Here is a 19,684-nt window from a genome sequence, read left to right as displayed (position 1 = left end):
CGTAACGCGGTCAATGTGGGAGCTGGCTTGCCTGCGATAGCGGTGTGTCAGCTAAGGATATGCCACTGATCCACCGCTATCGCAGGCAAGCCAGCTCCCACAGGGGATCACCAGTGTGCTTGAGGTCAGGTACGCAGGTGCGTCAACGGCAGCTCGGTGCTGTTGAGCACCTGGTTGAGCACAAAGCTCGACCTTACGCTGGTTACGCCTTCAATCCGGGTCAAATGCCCCAGCAGCAATTTCTGGTAGTGGTCCATGTCCGGCACCACCACTTTCAACTGATAGTCCGCATCCATCCCGGTGACTAAACTGCATTCCAGCACTTGCGGCAGGGTGCGGATCGCTGCTTCGAAATTCTCGAAACGCTCCGGCGTGTGACGGTCCATGCCGATCAGCACATAGGCTGTAAGGCTCAGGCCCAGCATCTTGCGGTCGAGCAGTGCAACCTGGCGTGAGATGTAGCCGTCGTCTTCCAACTGCTTGACCCGGCGTGAGCACGGCGACGGCGACAGGCCGATGCGTTCGGCCAACTCCTGGTTGGAGATCCTCGCGTCGCGCTGCAATTCAGCCAAAATACTCAGGTCGTATCGGTCAAGCTTGCTCATTGGGTTGGCCTTTGTCGTAACTATTGCGGTGAATTATCTATGAAGGGTTAAAAATTGCGCAAGCACTGTTTATTGACGCAATCTTCGCAATCATCTGTCGGACGTTGGCCTGTATCTTTATCAACAGAATCACCGCCTGGACAACAGTCCACTGCAGTTGGCCCAATCAGGCCTGCTGCGGCCGCCGCCCCAGCAGGGTTGAGCCGGCCTCCAGGCTGCACACTGTCCACAAGACGGCGTGAGGTGAGCCAACGTCAAAAACGTTGAGCCAGGACGAAATTCTCAAGGGGCGGCCGACGGGTCGCCCCTTTTTCTTTGTCTGCGCTTTTAGCTCAAAAAATACTTCTCGTGACTGATAACCTGTCTCAGAACCGGGTGAGGCTTTTCCAGTCTCATGCAGTAAGGCCGGACATTCCAGGCCCTAATCCGCAGTGAGGAATAGCATGAAGCGCATCTGGCGTATGGCAGGTGTAGGTTTGCTGATGGTGAGCGTCGGCACACAAGTAATGGCCGATGACCCGCGCTATGAAGGCGGTGGTCAGCATGAAAGAGGCCCGGAAGGCGGGCGCGGCAATGAACAGGCGCGACCGCAAAATAATCAACCGCGCCCACAGAACACTCAACCGCGTCCGGAAAACAACCAGCCGCGCCCACAGAACCCGCATGTTGATCGCGCCGAGCAACAGCAGCACGGCGGTGGGCAGTGGCAAGGCCGCCCGCAAAATGCCGAGCAACCGCGGCCGGCACCGCAGCCTGCGAACAACCTGCCGATCCAGGGCCGCCCGGACACCGTGCGCCAAACCCAGGAACCCCGCCAGGGCTACTATCAGGACATCCCGCGCCGTAACGATGGCAACCAGCACTGGCAGACCGGCAATGGCCCAGGCCCGCGTCCGGGCGGCGGCTTCAATAATGGTCACCCGAACGACAACCGCTGGCCGGGTCGCCCCAATGGGCATGGCAACGGCTGGGGGCCAGGCCCGCAATATCGTCCCGGTTACACCGTCGACCGCTTCCCGGACCGCAATTACCGTGTGCCTTACCGTGGCCAGGATTACTTCTTCTCCGGCGGCTACTGGTATCGCCCGCAAGGCCCGCGCTATGTGGTGGTGACGCCGCCCTACGGGATCCGTGTGCAATACCTGCCGGACTACGCCCGTGAAGTGTGGGTGGGCAGCGCGCTGTTCTTCCTCGCGGCGGGTTCCTACTACACCTATGAAAACGCTACCCAGCAATACGTCGTGGTGCAGCCGCCTACCGAAGTACCGGCGCCGCAACCCGCGCCGCAGGGCAACGGTTATGACGTAGTGGCCTACCCGGCCAACGGCCAGTCACCGGCCCAGGTACAGCAGGACGGCTACGACTGTTATCGCTGGGCAGTTCAGCAAAGCGGTTTCGACCCACGCACCGTCACTTATGCCCCGGACCCGACGGTGGTGCAAACCTACCGCCAGGCCCAGGGCAACTGCCTGACCAGTCGCGGCTATCAGGTGCAGTACTAGGCCTTGTTACCCGTCACCACTTCCCGCGGGTCGGCGTGCACCAGCACTTCAGCACGCGGGTAAGCCTTGTGAATGGCATCGGCGGCCTGGTCGCTGATGCCGTGGGCCACTGACAGGGTCAATTCCCCCGGCAACTCCAGGTGCAACTGCACAAACCAGTGGCTGCCGGAAATGCGCGTGCGCAAATCATGCGCGCCCAGCACGCCCGGCACACTGCGCGCCAATTCCAGCATGTGCTGGCTGACATCCGGCGGCAGTTCTTCATCCATCAACACGGCAAAGCTCTCGCGGGCGATCTGGATCGCGCTCCACAGGATATACGCGGCAATGCCGAGGCCGAACCACGCATCCACCTGATGAAAGCCGAACCCTGCCAACACCAGTGCCACCAGAATGCTGCCGTTGAGCATCAAGTCGGAGCGATAGTGCAGTGAGTCGGCGCGCACGGCATTGGAGCCGGTTTCGCGGATCACCCGGTGTTGCAGCATCAGCAGCGCCACGGTCATCAGCAGCGAAAAAACGATGACGCCAATGCTCAGCCACGGCGCACCGACCGGCTCCGGGTGCAGCAAGCGCTGGTACGCCTGGAATGCAATCAACACTGCACTGCCGGCGATAAACAACGCCTGGGCCATGCCCGACAGCGATTCGGCCTTGCCATGCCCATAACGGTGATCGTCATCGGCCGGGCGCAGTGCGTAATGCACCGCCAGCAAGTTCAGCAGCGACGTAATGCCATCGAGCAGCGAGTCGGTCAACCCGGCGAGCATGCTCACCGAGCCGCTGAACCACCAGGCGATGGCCTTGGTGATAATCAGCGCACAGGCCACGCCCACCGAGGCGCGGGTGGCCAGGCGCAGGAGCCTGGCGTGTTCGGGGCTGCTGGTCATACGAATCCTTAAGCGGCGGGTTGCAGGCCCAGGGACGCGAGCTGTTGCACGCTGCCCTTGAACTGGATCATGCGCGGATCGTCCAGCGGCAGCTTGCGGCCGGTTTCTTTCTCGATGATGGATTGCAGCTTGGCGTTGTCGACTTTGCCGTCGGCGCCAATGGCTTCATGCAGCTTCTCGGGTGCGACTTGGGCGGTCTTGCCCGGTTCGAAGTAGATGGCGCCGGTGGCGAAGTCCACGCCAAAGGCGATCAGGCCTGGGATTACATAAAACAGCAGGCCTACGGCGTCGAGCACGGCAATGGCCGGGTCGATCTTGCCGTCGATCTGGCCACGCCGGTCCGGGTAGAAAATCGAGCCGCAGGCCGTCAGTTGGCTCAGCAGGGTGACGGCGAGGACACCGCCGATAACACGGGAAGCGATACGCATAAAATGCTCCTGAACACGGTTGATACGAAACTATATGACAATTCTGTCGAGCCACGCCGCTCTAATGTGGGAGCTGGCTTGCCTGCGATAGCGGTGTATCAGTGCCACATTGGCGGGCTGACCCACCGCTATCGCAGGCAAGCCAGCTCCCACATTTGCCTGCATTCCAATTAAGGACGAACGTTCGCCGTTATACTCGCCGCTCTGCTTTGGAGCCAGTATGAATTCGTTGCCGATTGATGATGTTTTACCCGCCCTGCGTGACGCCTTGGCGAATCGCCATGAGGCCGTGCTGGAAGCGCCGCCCGGTGCCGGTAAAACCACCCGCGTGCCGTTGGCTTTATTGAATGAGCCTTGGCTGGCCGGGCAAACCATCCTGATGCTCGAACCTCGGCGGCTTGCTGCGCGTGCGGCAGCCGAACGCCTGGCCAGTGAGCTGGGTGAAAAAGTCGGTGAAACCGTCGGCTACCGCATCCGCCTGGACAGCAAAGTCGGCCCCAACACCCGCATCGAAGTGGTCACCGAAGGCATTCTCACGCGCCGGCTGCAGGACGACCCGGCACTGGACGGCGTGGGTTTGCTGATTTTTGACGAGTTCCACGAACGCAGCCTCGACGCCGACCTGGCACTGGCCCTGAGCCTCAACGGCCGCGAGCTGTTTCGCGACGAGCAACCGCTGAAAATCCTGCTGATGTCCGCCACCCTCGAAGGCGAGCGCCTGGCCGGCTTGCTGAACGATGCGCCGATCCTGCGCAGCGAAGGGCGCATGTTCCCGGTGCAGATGCGCTGGGGGCGGCCGTACCAGGCCGGTGAATTTATCGAGCCGCGCGTGGTGCAGACCGTCCTCGACGCGGTGCAGGACCAAACGGGCAGCATTCTGGTGTTTCTGCCGGGGCAGGCCGAGATTCGCCGGGTCAATCAACAGCTGGCCGACGCCTTGGGTGATCGCCCTGATGTGCTGCTGTGCCCGCTGCATGGCGAACTCGACCTCAACGCCCAGCGCGCCGCCATCGACCCGGCGCCGGTCGGCAAGCGCAAAGTGGTGCTGGCCACCAACATTGCCGAGACCAGCCTGACCATCAATGGCGTGCGCGTGGTGATCGACGCCGGGCTGGCGCGGGTGCCGCGTTTCGACCCCGGCAGCGGCATGACCCGCCTCGACACCCAACGCATCTCCCGCGCCAGTGCCACCCAGCGTGCCGGCCGGGCAGGGCGCCTGGAGCCGGGCGTGTGTTATCGCCTGTGGTCCGAAGACCAGCACGAAGGTTTGGCCGCCTATGGCAGCGCGGAAATTCTCGCCGCCGACCTGGCGGGCCTCGCCTTGCAACTGGCGCGCTGGGGCGTGACGCCCACGCAACTGGTGTGGCTGGATGTGCCGCCGACCGCCGCATATGCCCAGGCCCAGGATTTGCTGGTGCGCCTCGGCGCGTTAAACGACGACACACTCACTGCCCATGGCCAGAAAATGGCGGAGTTGCCCGCGCACCCGCGTATCGCCCACTTGTTGCTGCGCGGCCAGGACCTGGGGCTGGCCGCGACCGCTTGTGATGTGGCGGCCTTATTGGGGGAGCGCGATATCTTGCGCGGCGGCGGCGCGGATTTGCACAGCCGCCTGGCATTGATGTCGGGCGAAGAACGCGCGCGTGGCACCCAGGGCGGCGTGCAGCGGGCCAAGCAACTGGCCCGTCAGTACCGGGGCTATTTGCGCGGCCAGCCGACTCAAGCTGTGGCCGACCCTGACCACCCGCGTTGGCTCGGCGCCTTGTTGGCGTTGGCTTATCCGGACCGCGTCGCTCAGCAACGCCGCCCCGGTGGCGCCGAATATCGCCTGGCCAATGGCCGCGCCGCGCTGTTCGCCGAGGCCGACAGCCTGATGAAACAACCTTGGCTGGTGATCGCCGACCTTGGCAGCCGCCAGGGCCAGCGCGAAGAGCGCATCTACCTCGCGGCGGATTTTGACCCGGCGCTGTTCGACAGCGTGCTGGCCGAGCAAGTGCGCAACGTCGACCAACTGGACTGGGATGAACGCGAAGGCGTATTGCGGGCCGAACGCCAGCGCAAAGTCGGTGAGCTGGTACTAAGCCGTGAACCGCTGACCGGCCTGGATGAGTCCGCGCGCAGCCAGGCACTGGTCAACCTGGTGCGCCGCAAAGGCCTGGAGCTGCTGCCGTGGACGCCCGAACTGCGCCAGTGGCAGGCGCGCGTCATGCTGCTGCGCCAGCTGGATGCGGGTAAAACCAGCGAATGGCCGGATATCAGCGACAAAGCCTTGCTGGCCGATTTGGAACATTGGCTGATGCCTTACCTGGGCAAAGTCTCGCGCCTGAGCCATTTTTCTAATTTGGATATTTCCAGCTTCCTGCACAACCTGCTGCCCTGGCCGCTGCCCCAACGCCTGGACGAGCTGGCGCCACAGCATGTGAAAGTGCCATCGGGTTCGTCGGTGCGCTTGGACTACAGCGAACAGCCGCCGATTCTGGCGGTGCGCCTGCAGGAATTGTTCGGGCTAGCGGACACACCGCGCATTGCCGGTGGGCGCCAGGTGGTCAAGCTGCACCTGCTGTCCCCGGCACGCCGGCCGGTGCAGGTGACGCAGGACCTGGCGAACTTCTGGCGCAGTACGTATGCGGAGGTGAAGAAGGATTTGAAGGGAAGATACCCCAAGCACTATTGGCCGGATGATCCCTTGGTGGCCGAACCCACTGCCCGGATCAAACCCCGAAAGTAGGTGATGTGAAGATCCAATGTGGGAGCTGGCTTGCCTGCGATACAGACGACTCGGTCTGTCCCTTTTCACCGAGGCGATGCTATCGCAGGCAAGCCAGCTCCCACAAAAACCAGCTCCCGCAGGGGAATTGTGGGTTATTGCGCGGCCGGCAGCAGGAACCGGGCGATCACTGGCAGGTGGTTGGAGATGCGCAGTGTGTCGTCTTGGCGCACCTTGGCCTCCACCCGCTTGATCCTTGGGCTGTAGAACAAATAATCCAAGGTCCTATCCGGCCCATCCACACTCGGGTCATTGGGGAAGTGCGTCAGCCACTTCGCCCGGTCAATCCCACTGGATTCGCTGTTACTCGGGATCATCGGGTACTTATCCCACAACAAATGCAGCTCACTGTCCGGCGAATACTGCCCGCGCTTGCCCGCATCCAGGCGCAGGAATTGCCCCAGCGGCAGCAGGTTGAAATCCCCGCCAATCAACCATGGCGTGCCACGGCCTTCGAACTTGTCCAGCAGTTTTACCGTGGCTTTTACCTGCTCCTGCACGGCGGAACGCCCAGGCTTATCGCCATCCAAGCGCGTATTCAGCACGGCCAGTTGGCCACCATCGCTCAGCGGCAGGTAGGTGAGCAGCAACGCCGGTTTAGGCTGGAACTGGCGGCTGATGAAGTTGGCCGGGGACACCGGCAATTGCAGGCGTTCGGCGTGTTCGATCTGGTAGCGGCTCAGCGTGACGAGCTTGCGGCCGACGCTGCCGAAGATGTGCAGGTTGGGCACAAAGTCGGCTTTCCAGTCGAACGCCTGGGCGCTGCAGGGGTAAAGGTCGACCAGGCGCTCCTGGAGCAACGCCACCTGGTCCTGATAGTGAGAGGACTTGGCGCCTTCATCGAGTTCCTGCAGCAACAGGATGTCGGGCTGTTCGTCGCGAATCACGCGAGCCACTTCGTCCAGGCTGAAGGCCATGTCTTCCACAGTGGGTCGATCGTCCGGGCCTTTGCCGTCGGGGCTGTCGTACCAGAACACATAGTTCTTGCCGGCCAGGTATTGCACGTTCCAGGTCATGACCTTGAGCGCCTGCCCCGGCAGCAGGGTCGGCGCACGTGGCGCCACGCAGCTGACGGGCAGGGTCTGCTTGTCGACGGGGCGCCAGGTCAGGCTATAGATCAGGGCCGCGAGCAGGCCCGCGATGATCAACAGGCTCAACAGGGTGATGCGCAATAAACGGGTCATTGGCTCGGCTTATAGCGTTATCAGAGGTGGCACGGAGCATATCACCGCGCGTCGGCATCGCCACCGATCAGCATAAACAAACGGAAAAGTACCACGCTGGTAAACAGTTGCAGGAAGCTGTGGGCGCTGTCGATCAACAAGCCCAGCAGCGGCGCGGGGTTGGGGTACACCGCCACGCTCGCGCCCTTTAGCAGCCACAACGGCGTCATTACGCACAGCAGGCACACCAGGATTCGCCAGAAATGCCCACGGGTCAGGCGGAAACTTTCCTTCATCGCCTCCAGCGCCGACATGCCGCGCAACACCAGCAGGTACTCGGCAAACGCCAGCACCACCATCAGCCACAGGCCCGGCAGGAAGTACAGCGACAGCCCCAGCAGAATCAACAAGGTACTGACCGCCGTCAGCAGGGCGAAACGCGGCCACATGGCCAGGGCCATGGCCCACACATCTTTAGTGCTGGGCGACTCACCACGGGTGCGCGCATCCAGAAACAGGATCAAGGCGCCGGTGTACAGCGGGTACACCAACAACCCGACGACCACGCTGTAACCGGGGAACGCATCCGGGCCCAGTGTGTGGTCGAGCACCTGTTGCAGCAGGGCTTCGAGGATCACCAACGGCAGGCACAGCTGGACGATGGCGCCCAGGTTGCGTTGGGTGAAACGGAGGGAGTCGCGCAATACGTCTAACGGATTCATCAGGTTCATCACAGCCCTAAAAGCAAGGCCAACACTTTAACCGATCATGACGAGAGGTAAGCAAACGTAAACCTTGCGTAAAGACCATTGAAACGTCTGGTAACACCCCCATAACTACGCTGTAGCTCACCTGATCACAGGCGGGCCCATGATTTCTACCGGCAATCTAACGAGGTCGCCATGAACAGCGAAGAGCAAACCCTGATCGATGGACTGTTTTCACGGTTGCAACAAGCCGAAACGGACTCAGCCCCCCGCGACGCCCTGGCCGAAGCGCGGATCAAGGAGCACATGACTCGCCAACCGGCCGCCGGGTACTACATGACCCAGTCGATCCTGGTGCAAGAGCACGCGATCAAGAGTCTCGACGCGCAGAACAAGCAACAGGCGCAGCAGATCCAGCAATTGCAGGATGAGCTGCAACAGGCCCGCGCGCAGTCGGCGCAACCGGCACCGAGCAGTGGTGGCTTCCTGTCGAGTATCTTCGGCGGTGGCGCCTCCCGTGACACGCAGCCTGCACAGAGCGCACCGCCTTCTTCCGGCGGCGGCTGGCGTGAACCGGCGCGGCCATCGTTCGGCCAGCCTGCACCGCAACAGAACTACGGTGCCCCGCAGCAAAACTATCAACAGCCACAGCAAGCACCCGCCGCGCCTATCGGCAGTGGTTTCCTCGGTGGCGCGTTGAAAACCGCCGCCGGTGTGGCCGGTGGTGTGATGTTGGCCGAAGGCATCAGCAGCCTGTTCAGCCACAACTCGCAGCAGCCGCAGGTGGTGGAAGAAATCATCCGCGAAGAACCGGCACCGGCCAGCGACAACGGCAACTGGGGCAATGACAACTCATCCGACAGCTTCGCAGACAGCGACTACTCCGACGATTCCTCCTCCTTCGGCGACGACGACTCCTTCGTCTGACCCACCTTCAACCGGGGCGCTTCGTCGCCCCGGGCTGATTTTTCGCTGAAACTTTCCCATGGCTGGCATACTGGCAGCCTTTCCGGGCCTTGGCGCCTGGCTGTCATGAGGAAGTGCGGTGAAAAAAATTGCAGTGTTCGCCGATGTACAAAACCTCTACTACACCGTGCGCCAGGCGTATGGCTGCCACTTCAACTATGCGGCGCTGTGGGCTGATATCAGTTCACGCGGGCAGATCGTCGAGGCGTATGCCTATGCCATCGACCGTGGCGACAGCAAGCAGCAGCAATTCCAGCAGATCCTGCGCAACCTGGGCTTTACGGTAAAACTCAAACCCTACATCCAGCGCGCCGACGGCTCGGCCAAGGGCGACTGGGACGTGGGTATCACCCTCGATATCATGGACGCCGCCGACCACGTTGACGAAGTGGTACTGGCTTCCGGCGACGGTGATTTCGACATGCTGCTCGAACGCATCATCCAAAAGCACGGCGTTGAAGCCGTGGCCTACGGCGTGCCGGGGCTGACGGCCAACTCGCTGATACGCGCCGCCAGCCGCTACGTGCCCATCGAAGGCGCGCTGCTGCTTAAGTAAGCGCTCAGGCTTAATCAATAGTTAGACGGAGTTGGAACAGGTTTGGAACGTATAGCGGTCATCGACTTTGAAACCACCGGCATCACCCCGAGCAGCCACTGCCGGGCCACGGAAATCGCGGTGGTTATCCTCGAGCGCGGCCAAATCGTGGATCGCTACCAGAGCCTGATGAATGCCGGCGTACGCGTGCCGGGTTTTATCGAGCAACTCACCGGCATCAGCAACGCCATGCTGCGCAGCGCGCCACCGGCTGAGCGGGTGATGAATGAAGTGAATGAATTTGTCGGTACCACGCCACTGCTGGCGCACAACGCCGCGTTCGACCAGAGGTTCTGGGACTTTGAACTGGGCCTGATCCGCCGCACCCGCCTGCAAAAATTCGCCTGCTCGCTGCTACTGGCCCGCCGCCTGATGCCGTCGGCACCCAATCACAAGCTCGGCACGCTGAACGCGCTCGCCCAACTGCCCCACACCGGCAAGGCTCACCGAGCGATGGCGGATGCGGAGATGGCCGCCAACCTCACCGCGCACCTGGCCCAGGAACTGCGCGGCACCCACGGCTTGCGCGAACTGTCCCACGATTTGCTGTGCACCTTGCAGAAAGTGCCTGCGGCGAAGATCAACGAACACCTGAAGAAACACCGCGGGTTCTAACTCAAGCGCAGATCAAAATGTGGGAGCTGGCTTGCCTGCGATAGCGGTATATCAGCCAGGTATTCAGTGACTGACCCACCGCTATCGCAGGCAAGCCAGCTCCCACAGGGGTTATGCGGTGCTCATCGAGGCTGCACACACTCCAACGCCCGATCCACCACACCTTTGGCCATCCCCACCAAATGCATCACCGCCCGCTGCTGGGTGCTGAGCGTTTCACCCGACACATTCACCGTTTCCACCGCGCAATGCAGCAAGTCGGCCGCATGGGCGAGGGCGTCTTCGAAGCTCAGGTTGTCATTGAGTACAAAGTTGGGCGCGTCCGGGGCGGATGCTTTGAGGTAGTAGTCGATGGCTCGGCGGTTGAGGAGGGCGTCTTCGCTGAGGAAGTCTGGCTTGGAGCTGGGTGGATCGGGGGTTACTTTGACCATGATGTAGCTTCTCCGTCAGTTAAGAAGCTGCAACCGTTCGCTCGCACACGAATTAGGGTGGCAGCAGTACGCGGGTGTGCAAGACCGTGACGGAGTCCGGTAGATCCGAAGATCTCCCGCGTACAACTGCCATAACGAATCAATGCCTGAAATACAGACGTTGAGAGTTAAGGCTGATGCGTATTACCGTCGTCGGACTTGCACGTCCAGTCACCGAACATTCGATGACAGAGCGAGACTAGCTACCTGAACCGACGGAAACAAGGCCGTGGAATTCTCTAGGAAACGTCCCGCAAATGAAAGGGATCGGTCCTGCTGGCCACCAAAACATCAGCTGTTTTTAGGGCTTTCTTCATTCTTTCTGAATGGTAAGTAGGGGAAGCCCTATTGCGTCGTCGGACCTTTCTGGTTTTTCCCTTCGCCCGCCAATCGCTCCGGTTTGCGACTTAACATCTCGCCTGCTATTTACGTAAAGGGACTACGTCATGCAGGAAAGCGACCTCTACACAGCAATCATGCGAAGCCAGTCTGAACTCCAGTGCAATGGCGTCGATTTCGGCTCGACGTCCAGCATGACGTTTCATTTGGGAAACATGATGACAAGCTGCCCGGCAGTCATGGTTTTACCTAACTCGCCAGGATGGACTCATGGTGCCAGTTACACGTTGCTCCGGCCCATTCAGGCGGAATCAACGGCGCCTGACACCACTGTTGACGACCTGTGGAAATGCACGCAGCAACACTACGGCCTGACGGCGGCAACGGTTCTCACTGGCGCGGCAGGCATACCGATCAGCAAAATCGCCGTGGGGACTTGGGTCCACGTCGGCTCAAGCAAAACGACAAATTTGGCTAGCCTCATTGGAATGCGCTTTTTCCCTCGAACATTGATCCGGCAACCGACAGCGGCCAAGATGGCAAAAGCAACGTTCGGCACCGTTCGAGTATTTGGCATTATTGGGCGGGGCATTCCCTTCGTTGCTGCAGGGTTGGCTAATTTTGACCTGATCAGTATTGGTAAGTGTGCCTATGAGGCGAGAAATGGAAGGTAGTCTGACCCGAACCGAGATCAGCGAAAAAGTGATTCAGCTGTTCGTCGATATCATCGGCTTTATCGACCGAAGCCAGGTGACCGAGCAAACGGATTTCATCCATGACTTCAAGATCATTGATGACGACCTGACCTGCTTCGTTATGCAGATTAAGTGGCAGTTCAACCTGCAAGCGACTCAGGAAGACTGGGATCACATCACGACCATTAAGCAGATTGTCGATTTGATTGTTCAGCGCTCAAGCCTTCGGTGAAGCAACTGACGCCATCGCAGGCAAGCCAGCTCCCACAGTAGATCGCATCCAGCCCTGGCGACTCGGTCAAATGTGGGAGCTGGCTTGCCTGCGATGGCGGTATATCAGCCACCACTTTTTGCTCGTTCCCACGCTCCGCGTGGGAATGCCTCCGGTGACGCTCTGCGTCACGACTTCAAGAGCGGACGCAGAGCGTCCTGGGCTGCATTCCCACGCAGAGCGTGGGAACGATCGGTGTCAGGTGGTTTTTCCCTCCAGCTGCCCCAACGGCACCCGCCGTTCTATCGCACTCGACAAAATAATCGAGGTCTTGCTGAACCCGAACTTCGCCACTCGGTTAATCAAATTCTCCAACTCCGGCATCGACCCCACCGCCGCCTGCATGATCACGCACGGGTCGCCCGTTACCCGGTGGCATTCAGTTAGCTCGGGAATTTCAGCCAGCGCGTCGTACACCTTCTGGCTGCCGTTGTTGGTCAAGCGCAATTCGATCGTGCATTGGATCGGCAGGCCGATTTTGGATAGATCCACCTTGGCCTGATACCCGGTGATCACGCCGCTGGCCTCAAGTTTGGCCACGCGCTCGGCCACGGCGGGCGCGGAGAGGTTAACTGTGCGGGCCAATTGCGCGTAAGACGCGCGGCCGTCTTCGAGCAGGGCGCTGAGGAGCATGCGGTCGTATTTGTCCATGATAAGGCTCCAGTAACGCGTAGCTTTCGAAAGCACGGTTTATAGCCCTCATAACCATGCTTTGAAAAGTGTATCGGCGCTTTAAACAGGTTTTGTAACTTATGTTTAGCGTGCTGCCTTTTTAGAATAAGCCTCCCCTCTCCTGCCATAGAGCCGCCCAATGCCTGGCCCACGTCGCTTTCCGTTACCGCTGATCGCCGCTTTTTTTGCGCTGTATGTGATTTGGGGTTCCACCTACCTGGTGATTCGAATCGGCGTTGAATACTGGCCGCCGCTGATGCTCGGCGGGATTCGCTTTTTGGTGGCGGGTTTGGTGATGTATGGTTTTTTGCGCTGGCGCGGGGCACCTGCGCCGACGTGGGTGCAGTGGAAGGCTGCGGCCAAGATCGGCATTTTGCTGCTGACCTTCGGCAATGGCGCGGTGTCGGTGGCTGAGCACACGGGGGTTACTTCAGGTGTGGCTGCATTGGCGGTGGCGACGGTGCCATTGTTCACGTTGCTGTGCGGCTATTTCTGGGGCGCGCGTAATACCCGCCTGGAATGGGCCGGGGTGGTGCTGGGGATTATCGGCATTGCCATGCTCAATATGGGTTCCAACCTGCAGTCGAGCCCGACCGGGGCGATGTTGTTGCTGTTCGCCGCTGCCTCCTGGGCTTTTGGCTCGGTGTGGAGCAGGCACTTGCCGTTACCTGCCGGCGCGATGGCCAGTGCGGCGGAAATGATCGTCGCCGGTGCCTTGCTGTTGGTGGGCAGTGCGCTCTGCGGCGAACGGCTGCAGGCTGTGCCGCCGATTGAAGGCTGGCTGGCGTTGGCGTACTTGGCCGTGTTCGGCTCGATCATCGCCTTCAATGCCTATATGTACCTGCTCAAGCACGTGCGCCCGGCGGCGGCGACCAGCTATGCCTATGTGAACCCGGCAGTCGCGGTGTTGTTGGGCATTGTGTTCGTCGGTGAGACCATCGGCATGGAAGAAGCCCTGGCGATGCTGGTGATCATCAGCGCGGTGCTATTGATCAGCCTGCCCCAGTGGCGCAAGCCCAAGCCGGAAATAAGGTAAACTGCGGCGCATTACGGCTTTTTTTACCCGCTTATGGCGCTGAACTTTCCCTACGGTAAACACATGACTTTCGCCACACTTGGCCTGATCGAACCCTTGCTGCGCGCCCTTGAGACGCTTGGCTACCAGACCCCGACGCCGGTGCAGGCGCAAGCCATTCCGGCGGTGTTGGCCGGTCGCGACCTGATGGCCGCGGCCCAGACCGGCACCGGCAAGACCGCAGGTTTCGCCCTGCCGCTCCTGCAATTGCTGACCATGGAAGGGCCGAAAGTCGCCGCCAACTCGGCGCGTGCGCTGATCCTGTGCCCGACCCGTGAGCTGGCCGAGCAGGTTCACGCCAGCGTCGCCGAGTACGCGCAGCACCTGCCGCTGACCACTTACGCGGTGTACGGCGGCGTGAGCATCAACCCGCAGATGATGAAACTGCGCAAGGGCGTCGACATCCTGGTCGCCACGCCTGGCCGCCTGATCGACCTGTTCCGCCAGAACGCGCTGAAGCTCAACCAGCTGCAAACCCTGGTATTGGATGAAGCCGACCGCATGCTCGACCTGGGCTTTTCCGAAGAGCTGGCGAACATCTACCGCATGTTGCCAAAAAAGCGCCAGACCTTGCTGTTCTCCGCGACCTTCTCCGATGAAATCCGCCAACTGGCCGGGCAGATGCTCAACGACCCGCTGAGCATCGAAGTGAGCCCGCGCAACGTCGCCGCCAGCACCGTGAAGCAGTGGGTGGTGCCGGTGGACAAGAAGCGCAAGCCGGAGCTGTTTGTGCACCTGATGCGCAAAGGCCGTTGGAAGCAGGTGCTGGTGTTTGCCAAGACTCGTAACGGCGTGGATGCGCTGGTGGACAAGTTGCAGGGCCTGGGCATCAATGCCGACGGTATCCATGGCGACAAACCCCAAGCCACCCGCCAACGCGCGCTGGACCGGTTCAAGTCCAGCGATGTGCAAATTCTGGTAGCCACCGACGTAGCGGCCCGTGGTCTGGACATTGAAGACCTGCCGCTGGTGGTCAACTTTGACCTGCCGATCGTGGCTGAAGACTACATCCACCGTATCGGCCGTACTGGCCGGGCGGGCAACACCGGTGAGGCGATTTCGCTGGTGTGTGCCGATGAAGTGAACATGCTGTCGGCCATCGAGATGCTCACGCGTCAGACCCTGACCCGCAAGATGGAGCCGGATTTCGAACCGGAGCACCGTGTGCCGGACACCGATGCCAGCGGGCAGGTGGTGAAGAAGCCGAAAAAGCCGAAGAAACCTAAGACTTCGGGCGGCGGTGGCGGCAAGCGCAATTTGGGTAAGTGGGTGGACAGTGGTGATGTGGCGCCGGCTGAGCCTTCGATCAAGCCGGTGCGTAAGGTGCCGGTGTTTAATACGGGGCCGCGTAAGAAGAAGTAAGCCTGTCAGGGCCTCATCGCAGGCAAGCCAGCTCCCACATTTGACGGTGTTCACCGCTCAAAATGTGGGAGCTGGCTTGCCTGCGATAGCGGACTTGAACTCAGCGCTTAAGCCACTCCAGCACACCACGCCCAGCCGCTCGCCCACTGGCAAAACACCCCGTCAGCAAATACCCGCCGGTCGGCGCTTCCCAATCCAGCATCTCCCCCGCACAGAACACGCCTGGCAATTGCTTGAGCATCAGCCGCTCATCCAGCGCTTCAAACGGCACGCCGCCCGCCGTGCTGATCGCCTCATCCATCGGCCGTGTCTTTACCAGTGTCAGTGGCAACGCCTTGATATCCACCGCCAATTGCGCCGGATCATGGAAGTGCTCAACTGGTGCCAGTTCACGCAACAGCGCCGCTTTGACCCCATCCAAACCCAACTGACTGTGCAAATGCTTGCTCATCGACCGCGAGCCACGGGGCTTGGCCAAGGCGGCTTGCACCTTGTCCAGCGGCTTGCTCGGCAACAGATCAATATGCACAGTGGCTGAGCCGTCACGGTTGATCGCTTCGCGAATCGGCGCCGACAGCGCGTAGATCAAACTGCCCTCGATGCCCATGGCGGTGACGACGCATTCGCCCAGTCGAGGCTTGTCCTCCCCAAGGCCGATGGCGACGTTCTTCAGCGGCGCGCCCGCGAATTTGCTGACCATCAACTCGCTCCAGCCCGACACTTCGAAGCCGCAATTGCTCGGTTGTAGCGCGGCGTAGGGCACGCCTTTATCTTCCAGCAACTTGAGCCAGGCACCGTCGGAGCCCAAACGCGACCAGCTGCCGCCACCCAAGGCCAGCAACACCGCGTCGCTGTGGACAGTTTTATCGCCGTCCGGGCTGTGGATAAGTAAACCGCCGTCGTCGGTCCAGCCCAGCCAGCGATGCCGGGTGTGGATAACCACGCCCTGGTCGCGCAGGCGCTTGAGCCAGGCGCGCAGCAGTGGGGCGGCTTTCATGTCGGTGGGGAATACACGGCCGGAGGTGCCGACAAAGGTCTCGATACCCAGGCCATGAATCCACTCGCACAAAGCCTCTGCGCCAAACGCGCGCAACAACGGCGCCATGTGCGGCGCGCGTTCGGCGTAACGCGACAGGAACGCCGGGTACGCCTCGGAGTGGGTGATGTTCATGCCGCCCACGCCGGCCAGCAGGAACTTGCGCCCCACTGAAGGCATGCCGTCGTACACGTCTACCCGCACGCCCGCCTGGCTCAAGACTTCCGCGGCCATCAACCCGGCAGGGCCGCCGCCGATAATAGTGACGTGTTGGGAAGGGGTCTGGGGCATGGGCAGGGCTACGGTCGCTTGAATAGGCCGAGCATTCTACCCGACGACGGCGTAGCTGCCTGATCAAAAAACGTACACTTTCCTACACGCCATACGGCTGCTGGCTTTCAGACCCTTACGCTCAAGTTATCCACAGGCCGTTCCACAGGCATTGTGGGTAACGCCCACAACTCAATGACAACCTGATGACGCCCACACCCGTTGTGCGCTGTGGTGCAGGATGCCGTGGCGGCGGGCCAGGGCCGGGCGGTCTTTGCTGTAGCCGCCGCCGATCACGCCCATCACTGGAATGTCGCGGCCCAGGCAGTGGCGCATCACGCTTTCATCGCGTGCGGCCACGCCTGCGTCTGTCAGTTTGAGGTAACCGAGGGCGTCGTCCTTGTGTACATCCACCCCGGCGTCGTACAGCACCAGGTCGGGCTGGTACAGCGGCAACAGGTAGTTGAGCGCGTCGTCGACCACCTTGAGGTAGTCGGCATCGCCCATGCCCATGGGCAGCGGGATGTCCCAGTCGCTCTGGGCCTTGCGCGCCGGGAAGTTCTTTTCGCAGTGCAGCGACACGGTGATGGCGTCCGGTGTGTCATGGAGGATGCGCGCAGTGCCGTCGCCCTGATGCACGTCGCAGTCGAAGATCAGCACGCGGTTGACCCGCCCGCTGGCCAGCAGGTAATGGCTGATCACCGCCAGGTCATTGAAGATGCAAAAGCCCGCCGGGTAGTCGTAATGGGCGTGGTGCGTGCCGCCCGCCAGGTGGCAGGCCAGGCCGTGTTCCAGGGCTTTTTCTGCTGCGAGAATTGAGCCGCCAACTGCACGCACGGTGCGCCGCGCCAGGGCTTCGTTCCAGGGCAGGCCGAGGCGGCGTTGGTCTTCGCGGGACAGCTCACCGCTCATGTAGCGCTCGATATACCCAGGTTCATGGGCCAGGGCCAGAATCTCGGCGGGGCAGACCTCGGGTCGCAGCAAGTGGCTGTCCTGGGTCAGGCCGCTGCTCACCAGGTGGTCACGCAACAGGCGGAACTTGTCCATGGGGAACCGGTGGTCCGCCGGGAACTCAGGGCTGTAGTCATCGTGGTAGATCAATGGCAAAGGCATGGGATTTTCTGACGGGAACCTGCGACGGATCTTACCAGCGCTGTACACTCACGCACATGGCAAGGGAGGGGGACCCATGGAGCCGATACTGGAATTGGAAAGCGCACGGCTGGTGCTGCGCCAATGGCGTGACAGCGACCTGACGGAATTCGCACGCATGTGCGCCGACCCGCAGGTGATGCGCTATTTCCCGGCCAAGCTGAGCCACCTGGAAAGCGCCGCGCTGATCGGCCGTATTCGCGGGCATTTTGCCGAATATGGCTTTGGCCTTTGGGCCTTGCAGCGTAAGGATACCGGCGAATTTATCGGCCTGACCGGGCTGCTAAACGTCAACTTCGAGGCCAACTTTACCCCAGCGGTAGAAATTGGCTGGCGCCTGGCCCACGAGCATTGGGGCCTGGGTTATGCCAGTGAAGCGGCGTGGACCGCGCTGCGCTGTGGTTTCGACCGGCTGCAGCTGGACGAAATCCTTGCCTTTACCACCGAATCCAATCTGCCATCACAAAAAGTCATGCAGGCCATCGGTATGCATTACGATCCGCAGGCAGATTTTGAACACCCCAAGGTCGCAGCCGATGACCCGCTGCGCCATCATGTGTTGTACCGCATCACCCGCGCCCAATGGTTGGACACGCTGCACGGATAAGCAGCCCGGAATGCCCTATTGATTGTAGGAGTTGCTCTATGAGCCAAGTATTGGAAGATCTGGTGGACTTGCTGACCCTGGAACCGATCGAGGAAAACCTCTTTCGCGGCCGCAGCCAGGACCTGGGCTTTCGCCAACTGTTCGGCGGCCAAGTGCTGGGCCAGTCGCTGTCGGCCGCCAGCCAGACCGTAGAGGAAGCGCGGCACGTGCATTCCCTGCATGGCTATTTCCTGCGCCCTGGCGATGCTGCACTGCCCGTGGTGTATTCGGTGGACCGCGTGCGCGATGGCGGCAGTTTCAGCACGCGCCGCGTCACGGCGATCCAGAAGGGCAACCCGATTTTCACCTGCACCACCTCGTTCCAGTATGACGAACAAGGCTTCGAGCACCAGACCACCATGCCCGTGGTCGTCGGCCCGGAAAACCTGCCATCGGAGCTGGAACTGACCAAGCAACGCGCGCACCTGATTCCCGAGCACATGCGCGACAAGCTGCTGTGCCCCAAGCCGATCGAAGTGCGCCCGGTCACCGAAAAAGACCCGTTCAACCCGCAGCCGTCCGACCCGGTCAAGTACGTGTGGTTTCGTGCTGACGGCGCATTGGCCGATTCGCCGGCGCTGCATAAATACCTGCTGGCCTATGCTTCGGATTTCGGCTTGCTGACGACCTCGCTGCTGCCCCACGGCAAGACGGTTTGGCAGAAAGACATGCAGGTCGCCAGCCTTGACCATGCGCTGTGGTTCCACGCCGACCTGCGCGCCGATGACTGGCTTTTGTATGCGATGGACAGCCCGTGGGCCGGTAACTCACGGGGTTTCTCCCGTGGCAGCGTGTACAACCGCGCCGGGCAACTGGTGGCTTCGGTGACCCAGGAAGGGCTGATTCGCCATCGCAAGGATTGGGCATGAGCCTGTCGGACGTTAAGCACTGGGTTTTTGACATGGACGGCACCCTCACGGTGGCCGTGCATGATTTTGTGGCGATTCGCGTGGCGCTCGATATTCCACCTGAAGACGACATTCTCACGCACCTGGCGGCATTGCCTGCGGATGTGGCGGCGGCCAAGCATGCCTGGTTGCTTGAGCACGAGCGCGAGCTGGCCGTGGGGTCGGTTGCTGCTGTTGGCGCGGTGCAGCTGGTGCGCGAGCTGGCCGGGCGGGGCTATCGCCTGGGCATCCTGACGCGCAATGCGCGCGAGTTGGCGCATATCACCCTTGAAGCGATTGGCCTGGCGGACTGCTTTGCCGTCGAGGATGTGCTGGGGCGTGATGATGCGCCGCCCAAGCCGGATCCGGGTGGGTTGCTGAAACTGGCGACTGCCTGGAAGGTAGCGCCGAGCGCGATGGTGATGGTTGGGGATTACCGCTTTGATCTGGTTTGTGGCCGGGCGGCGGGGACCAGGACGGTATTGGTTAATCTGCCCGAGAACCCGTGGCCGGAACTGGCGGATTGGCATGCTGAGGATTGCGCGGCGTTGCGCCGAATGCTCTAACCCAG

21 protein-coding genes are annotated in these 19,684 nt (G+C 61.2%); 12 read left to right on the top strand and 9 right to left on the bottom strand.

From position 1 onward, the window contains the following. Positions 1-125: 125 nt before the first annotated feature. On the bottom strand, positions 126-605 hold the full coding sequence (locus GIW48_RS03330) for an Lrp/AsnC family transcriptional regulator (protein WP_003176264.1): 480 nt from the start codon (positions 603-605) through the stop codon (positions 126-128). Positions 606-1,048: 443 nt separating this feature from the next. Between GIW48_RS03330 and GIW48_RS03325 the strand changes: the two genes are divergently transcribed. Beyond that, positions 1,049-2,107: a DUF6515 family protein gene (locus GIW48_RS03325; protein ID WP_169987365.1), complete on the top strand. Its 1,059-nt coding sequence runs from the start codon at positions 1,049-1,051 to the stop codon at positions 2,105-2,107. On the opposite strand, the gene GIW48_RS03320 is transcribed toward GIW48_RS03325, so the two are convergent. Together GIW48_RS03320 and GIW48_RS03315 are read right to left on the bottom strand one after the other, a co-directional pair. Continuing rightward, a complete protein-coding gene (locus GIW48_RS03320; RefSeq protein ID WP_169987363.1) occupies positions 2,104-2,997 on the bottom strand; it encodes a cation diffusion facilitator family transporter in 894 nt (297 codons plus the stop codon). The genes GIW48_RS03325 and GIW48_RS03320 overlap by 4 nt on opposite strands. An 8-nt stretch (positions 2,998-3,005) precedes the next feature. Beyond that, positions 3,006-3,425, bottom strand: coding sequence for a hypothetical protein (locus tag GIW48_RS03315; protein ID WP_017139354.1), 420 nt, complete (start codon positions 3,423-3,425; stop codon positions 3,006-3,008). Positions 3,426-3,645: 220 nt separating this feature from the next. Here GIW48_RS03315 and hrpB point away from each other — a divergent pair, with 220 nt between their 5' ends. Further along, positions 3,646-6,153 carry an ATP-dependent helicase HrpB gene (hrpB, locus tag GIW48_RS03310; RefSeq protein WP_017139353.1) on the top strand — a complete coding sequence of 836 codons (2,508 nt, stop codon included), beginning with the start codon at positions 3,646-3,648 and terminating at the stop codon, positions 6,151-6,153. A 134-nt stretch (positions 6,154-6,287) separates the two neighbouring features. Here the strand turns inward: hrpB and GIW48_RS03305 are convergent, their stop codons facing one another. Next, on the bottom strand, positions 6,288-7,376 hold the full coding sequence (locus tag GIW48_RS03305; protein ID WP_017139352.1) for an endonuclease/exonuclease/phosphatase family protein: 1,089 nt from the start codon (positions 7,374-7,376) through the stop codon (positions 6,288-6,290). A 41-nt stretch (positions 7,377-7,417) separates the two neighbouring features. Next, positions 7,418-8,077, bottom strand: coding sequence for a YciC family protein (locus GIW48_RS03300; protein ID WP_026013864.1), 660 nt, complete (start codon positions 8,075-8,077; stop codon positions 7,418-7,420). A 180-nt stretch (positions 8,078-8,257) separates the two neighbouring features. Between GIW48_RS03300 and GIW48_RS03295 the strand changes: the two genes are divergently transcribed. From GIW48_RS03295 to GIW48_RS03285, 3 genes are all read left to right on the top strand, one after another. Then, positions 8,258-8,989 (top strand): DUF2076 domain-containing protein, encoded by a 732-nt coding sequence (locus GIW48_RS03295; protein WP_236460099.1) that lies wholly within the window; start codon positions 8,258-8,260, stop codon positions 8,987-8,989. Positions 8,990-9,107: 118 nt separating this feature from the next. Beyond that, positions 9,108-9,584 (top strand): LabA-like NYN domain-containing protein, encoded by a 477-nt coding sequence (locus GIW48_RS03290; protein ID WP_017139349.1) that lies wholly within the window; start codon positions 9,108-9,110, stop codon positions 9,582-9,584. Between the two features lie 42 nt (positions 9,585-9,626). After that, entirely contained in the window at positions 9,627-10,238 is a 612-nt protein-coding gene (locus tag GIW48_RS03285; protein WP_099547600.1) for a 3'-5' exonuclease, read from the top strand. Positions 10,239-10,360: 122 nt separating this feature from the next. Here the strand turns inward: GIW48_RS03285 and GIW48_RS03280 are convergent, their stop codons facing one another. Continuing rightward, positions 10,361-10,669: a DUF3077 domain-containing protein gene (locus GIW48_RS03280; protein WP_017139347.1), complete on the bottom strand. Its 309-nt coding sequence runs from the start codon at positions 10,667-10,669 to the stop codon at positions 10,361-10,363. Positions 10,670-11,154: 485 nt separating this feature from the next. Between GIW48_RS03280 and GIW48_RS03275 the strand changes: the two genes are divergently transcribed. Further along, positions 11,155-11,721, top strand: coding sequence for a hypothetical protein (locus GIW48_RS03275; protein ID WP_236460097.1), 567 nt, complete (start codon positions 11,155-11,157; stop codon positions 11,719-11,721). Then, positions 11,711-11,974, top strand: a complete 264-nt coding sequence (locus GIW48_RS03270; RefSeq protein WP_017139345.1) for a hypothetical protein — start codon at positions 11,711-11,713, stop codon at positions 11,972-11,974. Before GIW48_RS03275 ends, GIW48_RS03270 begins: the two co-directional genes overlap by 11 nt. A gap of 237 nt (positions 11,975-12,211) precedes the next feature. Here GIW48_RS03270 and GIW48_RS03265 read toward each other — a convergent pair whose 3' ends face one another. Next, a complete protein-coding gene (locus GIW48_RS03265) occupies positions 12,212-12,664 on the bottom strand; it encodes an Lrp/AsnC family transcriptional regulator (protein ID WP_017139344.1) in 453 nt (150 codons plus the stop codon). Positions 12,665-12,824: 160 nt separating this feature from the next. On the opposite strand from GIW48_RS03265, the gene yedA reads away from it, so the two are divergent. Together yedA and GIW48_RS03255 are read left to right on the top strand one after the other, a co-directional pair. Further along, positions 12,825-13,721 (top strand): drug/metabolite exporter YedA, encoded by an 897-nt coding sequence (yedA, locus tag GIW48_RS03260; RefSeq protein ID WP_236460096.1) that lies wholly within the window; start codon positions 12,825-12,827, stop codon positions 13,719-13,721. 63 nt (positions 13,722-13,784) lie between these two features. After that, complete coding sequence (locus GIW48_RS03255) at positions 13,785-15,122, top strand: DEAD/DEAH box helicase (protein ID WP_138453398.1); 1,338 nt, start codon at positions 13,785-13,787, stop codon at positions 15,120-15,122. A 100-nt stretch (positions 15,123-15,222) separates the two neighbouring features. Here the strand turns inward: GIW48_RS03255 and GIW48_RS03250 are convergent, their stop codons facing one another. Continuing rightward, positions 15,223-16,449 carry a TIGR03862 family flavoprotein gene (locus tag GIW48_RS03250; protein WP_236460094.1) on the bottom strand — a complete coding sequence of 409 codons (1,227 nt, stop codon included), beginning with the start codon at positions 16,447-16,449 and terminating at the stop codon, positions 15,223-15,225. 171 nt (positions 16,450-16,620) lie between these two features. Then, the gene (locus GIW48_RS03245) at positions 16,621-17,541 is read right to left on the bottom strand and encodes a histone deacetylase family protein (protein ID WP_099547605.1); all 921 of its coding nucleotides are present in this window, start codon (positions 17,539-17,541) and stop codon (positions 16,621-16,623) included. A gap of 76 nt (positions 17,542-17,617) precedes the next feature. On the opposite strand from GIW48_RS03245, the gene GIW48_RS03240 reads away from it, so the two are divergent. The 3 genes from GIW48_RS03240 to GIW48_RS03230 are packed head-to-tail and all read left to right on the top strand — an operon-like array spanning position 17,618 to position 19,679. Further along, positions 17,618-18,187, top strand: a complete 570-nt coding sequence (locus GIW48_RS03240; protein ID WP_017139339.1) for a GNAT family N-acetyltransferase — start codon at positions 17,618-17,620, stop codon at positions 18,185-18,187. Positions 18,188-18,225: 38 nt separating this feature from the next. Next, entirely contained in the window at positions 18,226-19,095 is an 870-nt protein-coding gene (gene tesB, locus GIW48_RS03235) for an acyl-CoA thioesterase II (protein ID WP_236460092.1), read from the top strand. Continuing rightward, entirely contained in the window at positions 19,092-19,679 is a 588-nt protein-coding gene (locus GIW48_RS03230) for an HAD family hydrolase (protein WP_017139337.1), read from the top strand. Before tesB ends, GIW48_RS03230 begins: the two co-directional genes overlap by 4 nt. Positions 19,680-19,684: the final 5 nt, after the last annotated feature.

Origin of the sequence: Pseudomonas sp. PA-6-3C, assembly GCF_021605825.1 — a bacterium.
Classification (GTDB): Bacteria; Pseudomonadota; Gammaproteobacteria; order Pseudomonadales; family Pseudomonadaceae; genus Aquipseudomonas; species Aquipseudomonas edaphica.
The sequence above is the reverse complement of the archived record's forward strand: the minus strand, read 5'-3'. Positions and strand labels throughout refer to the sequence as shown.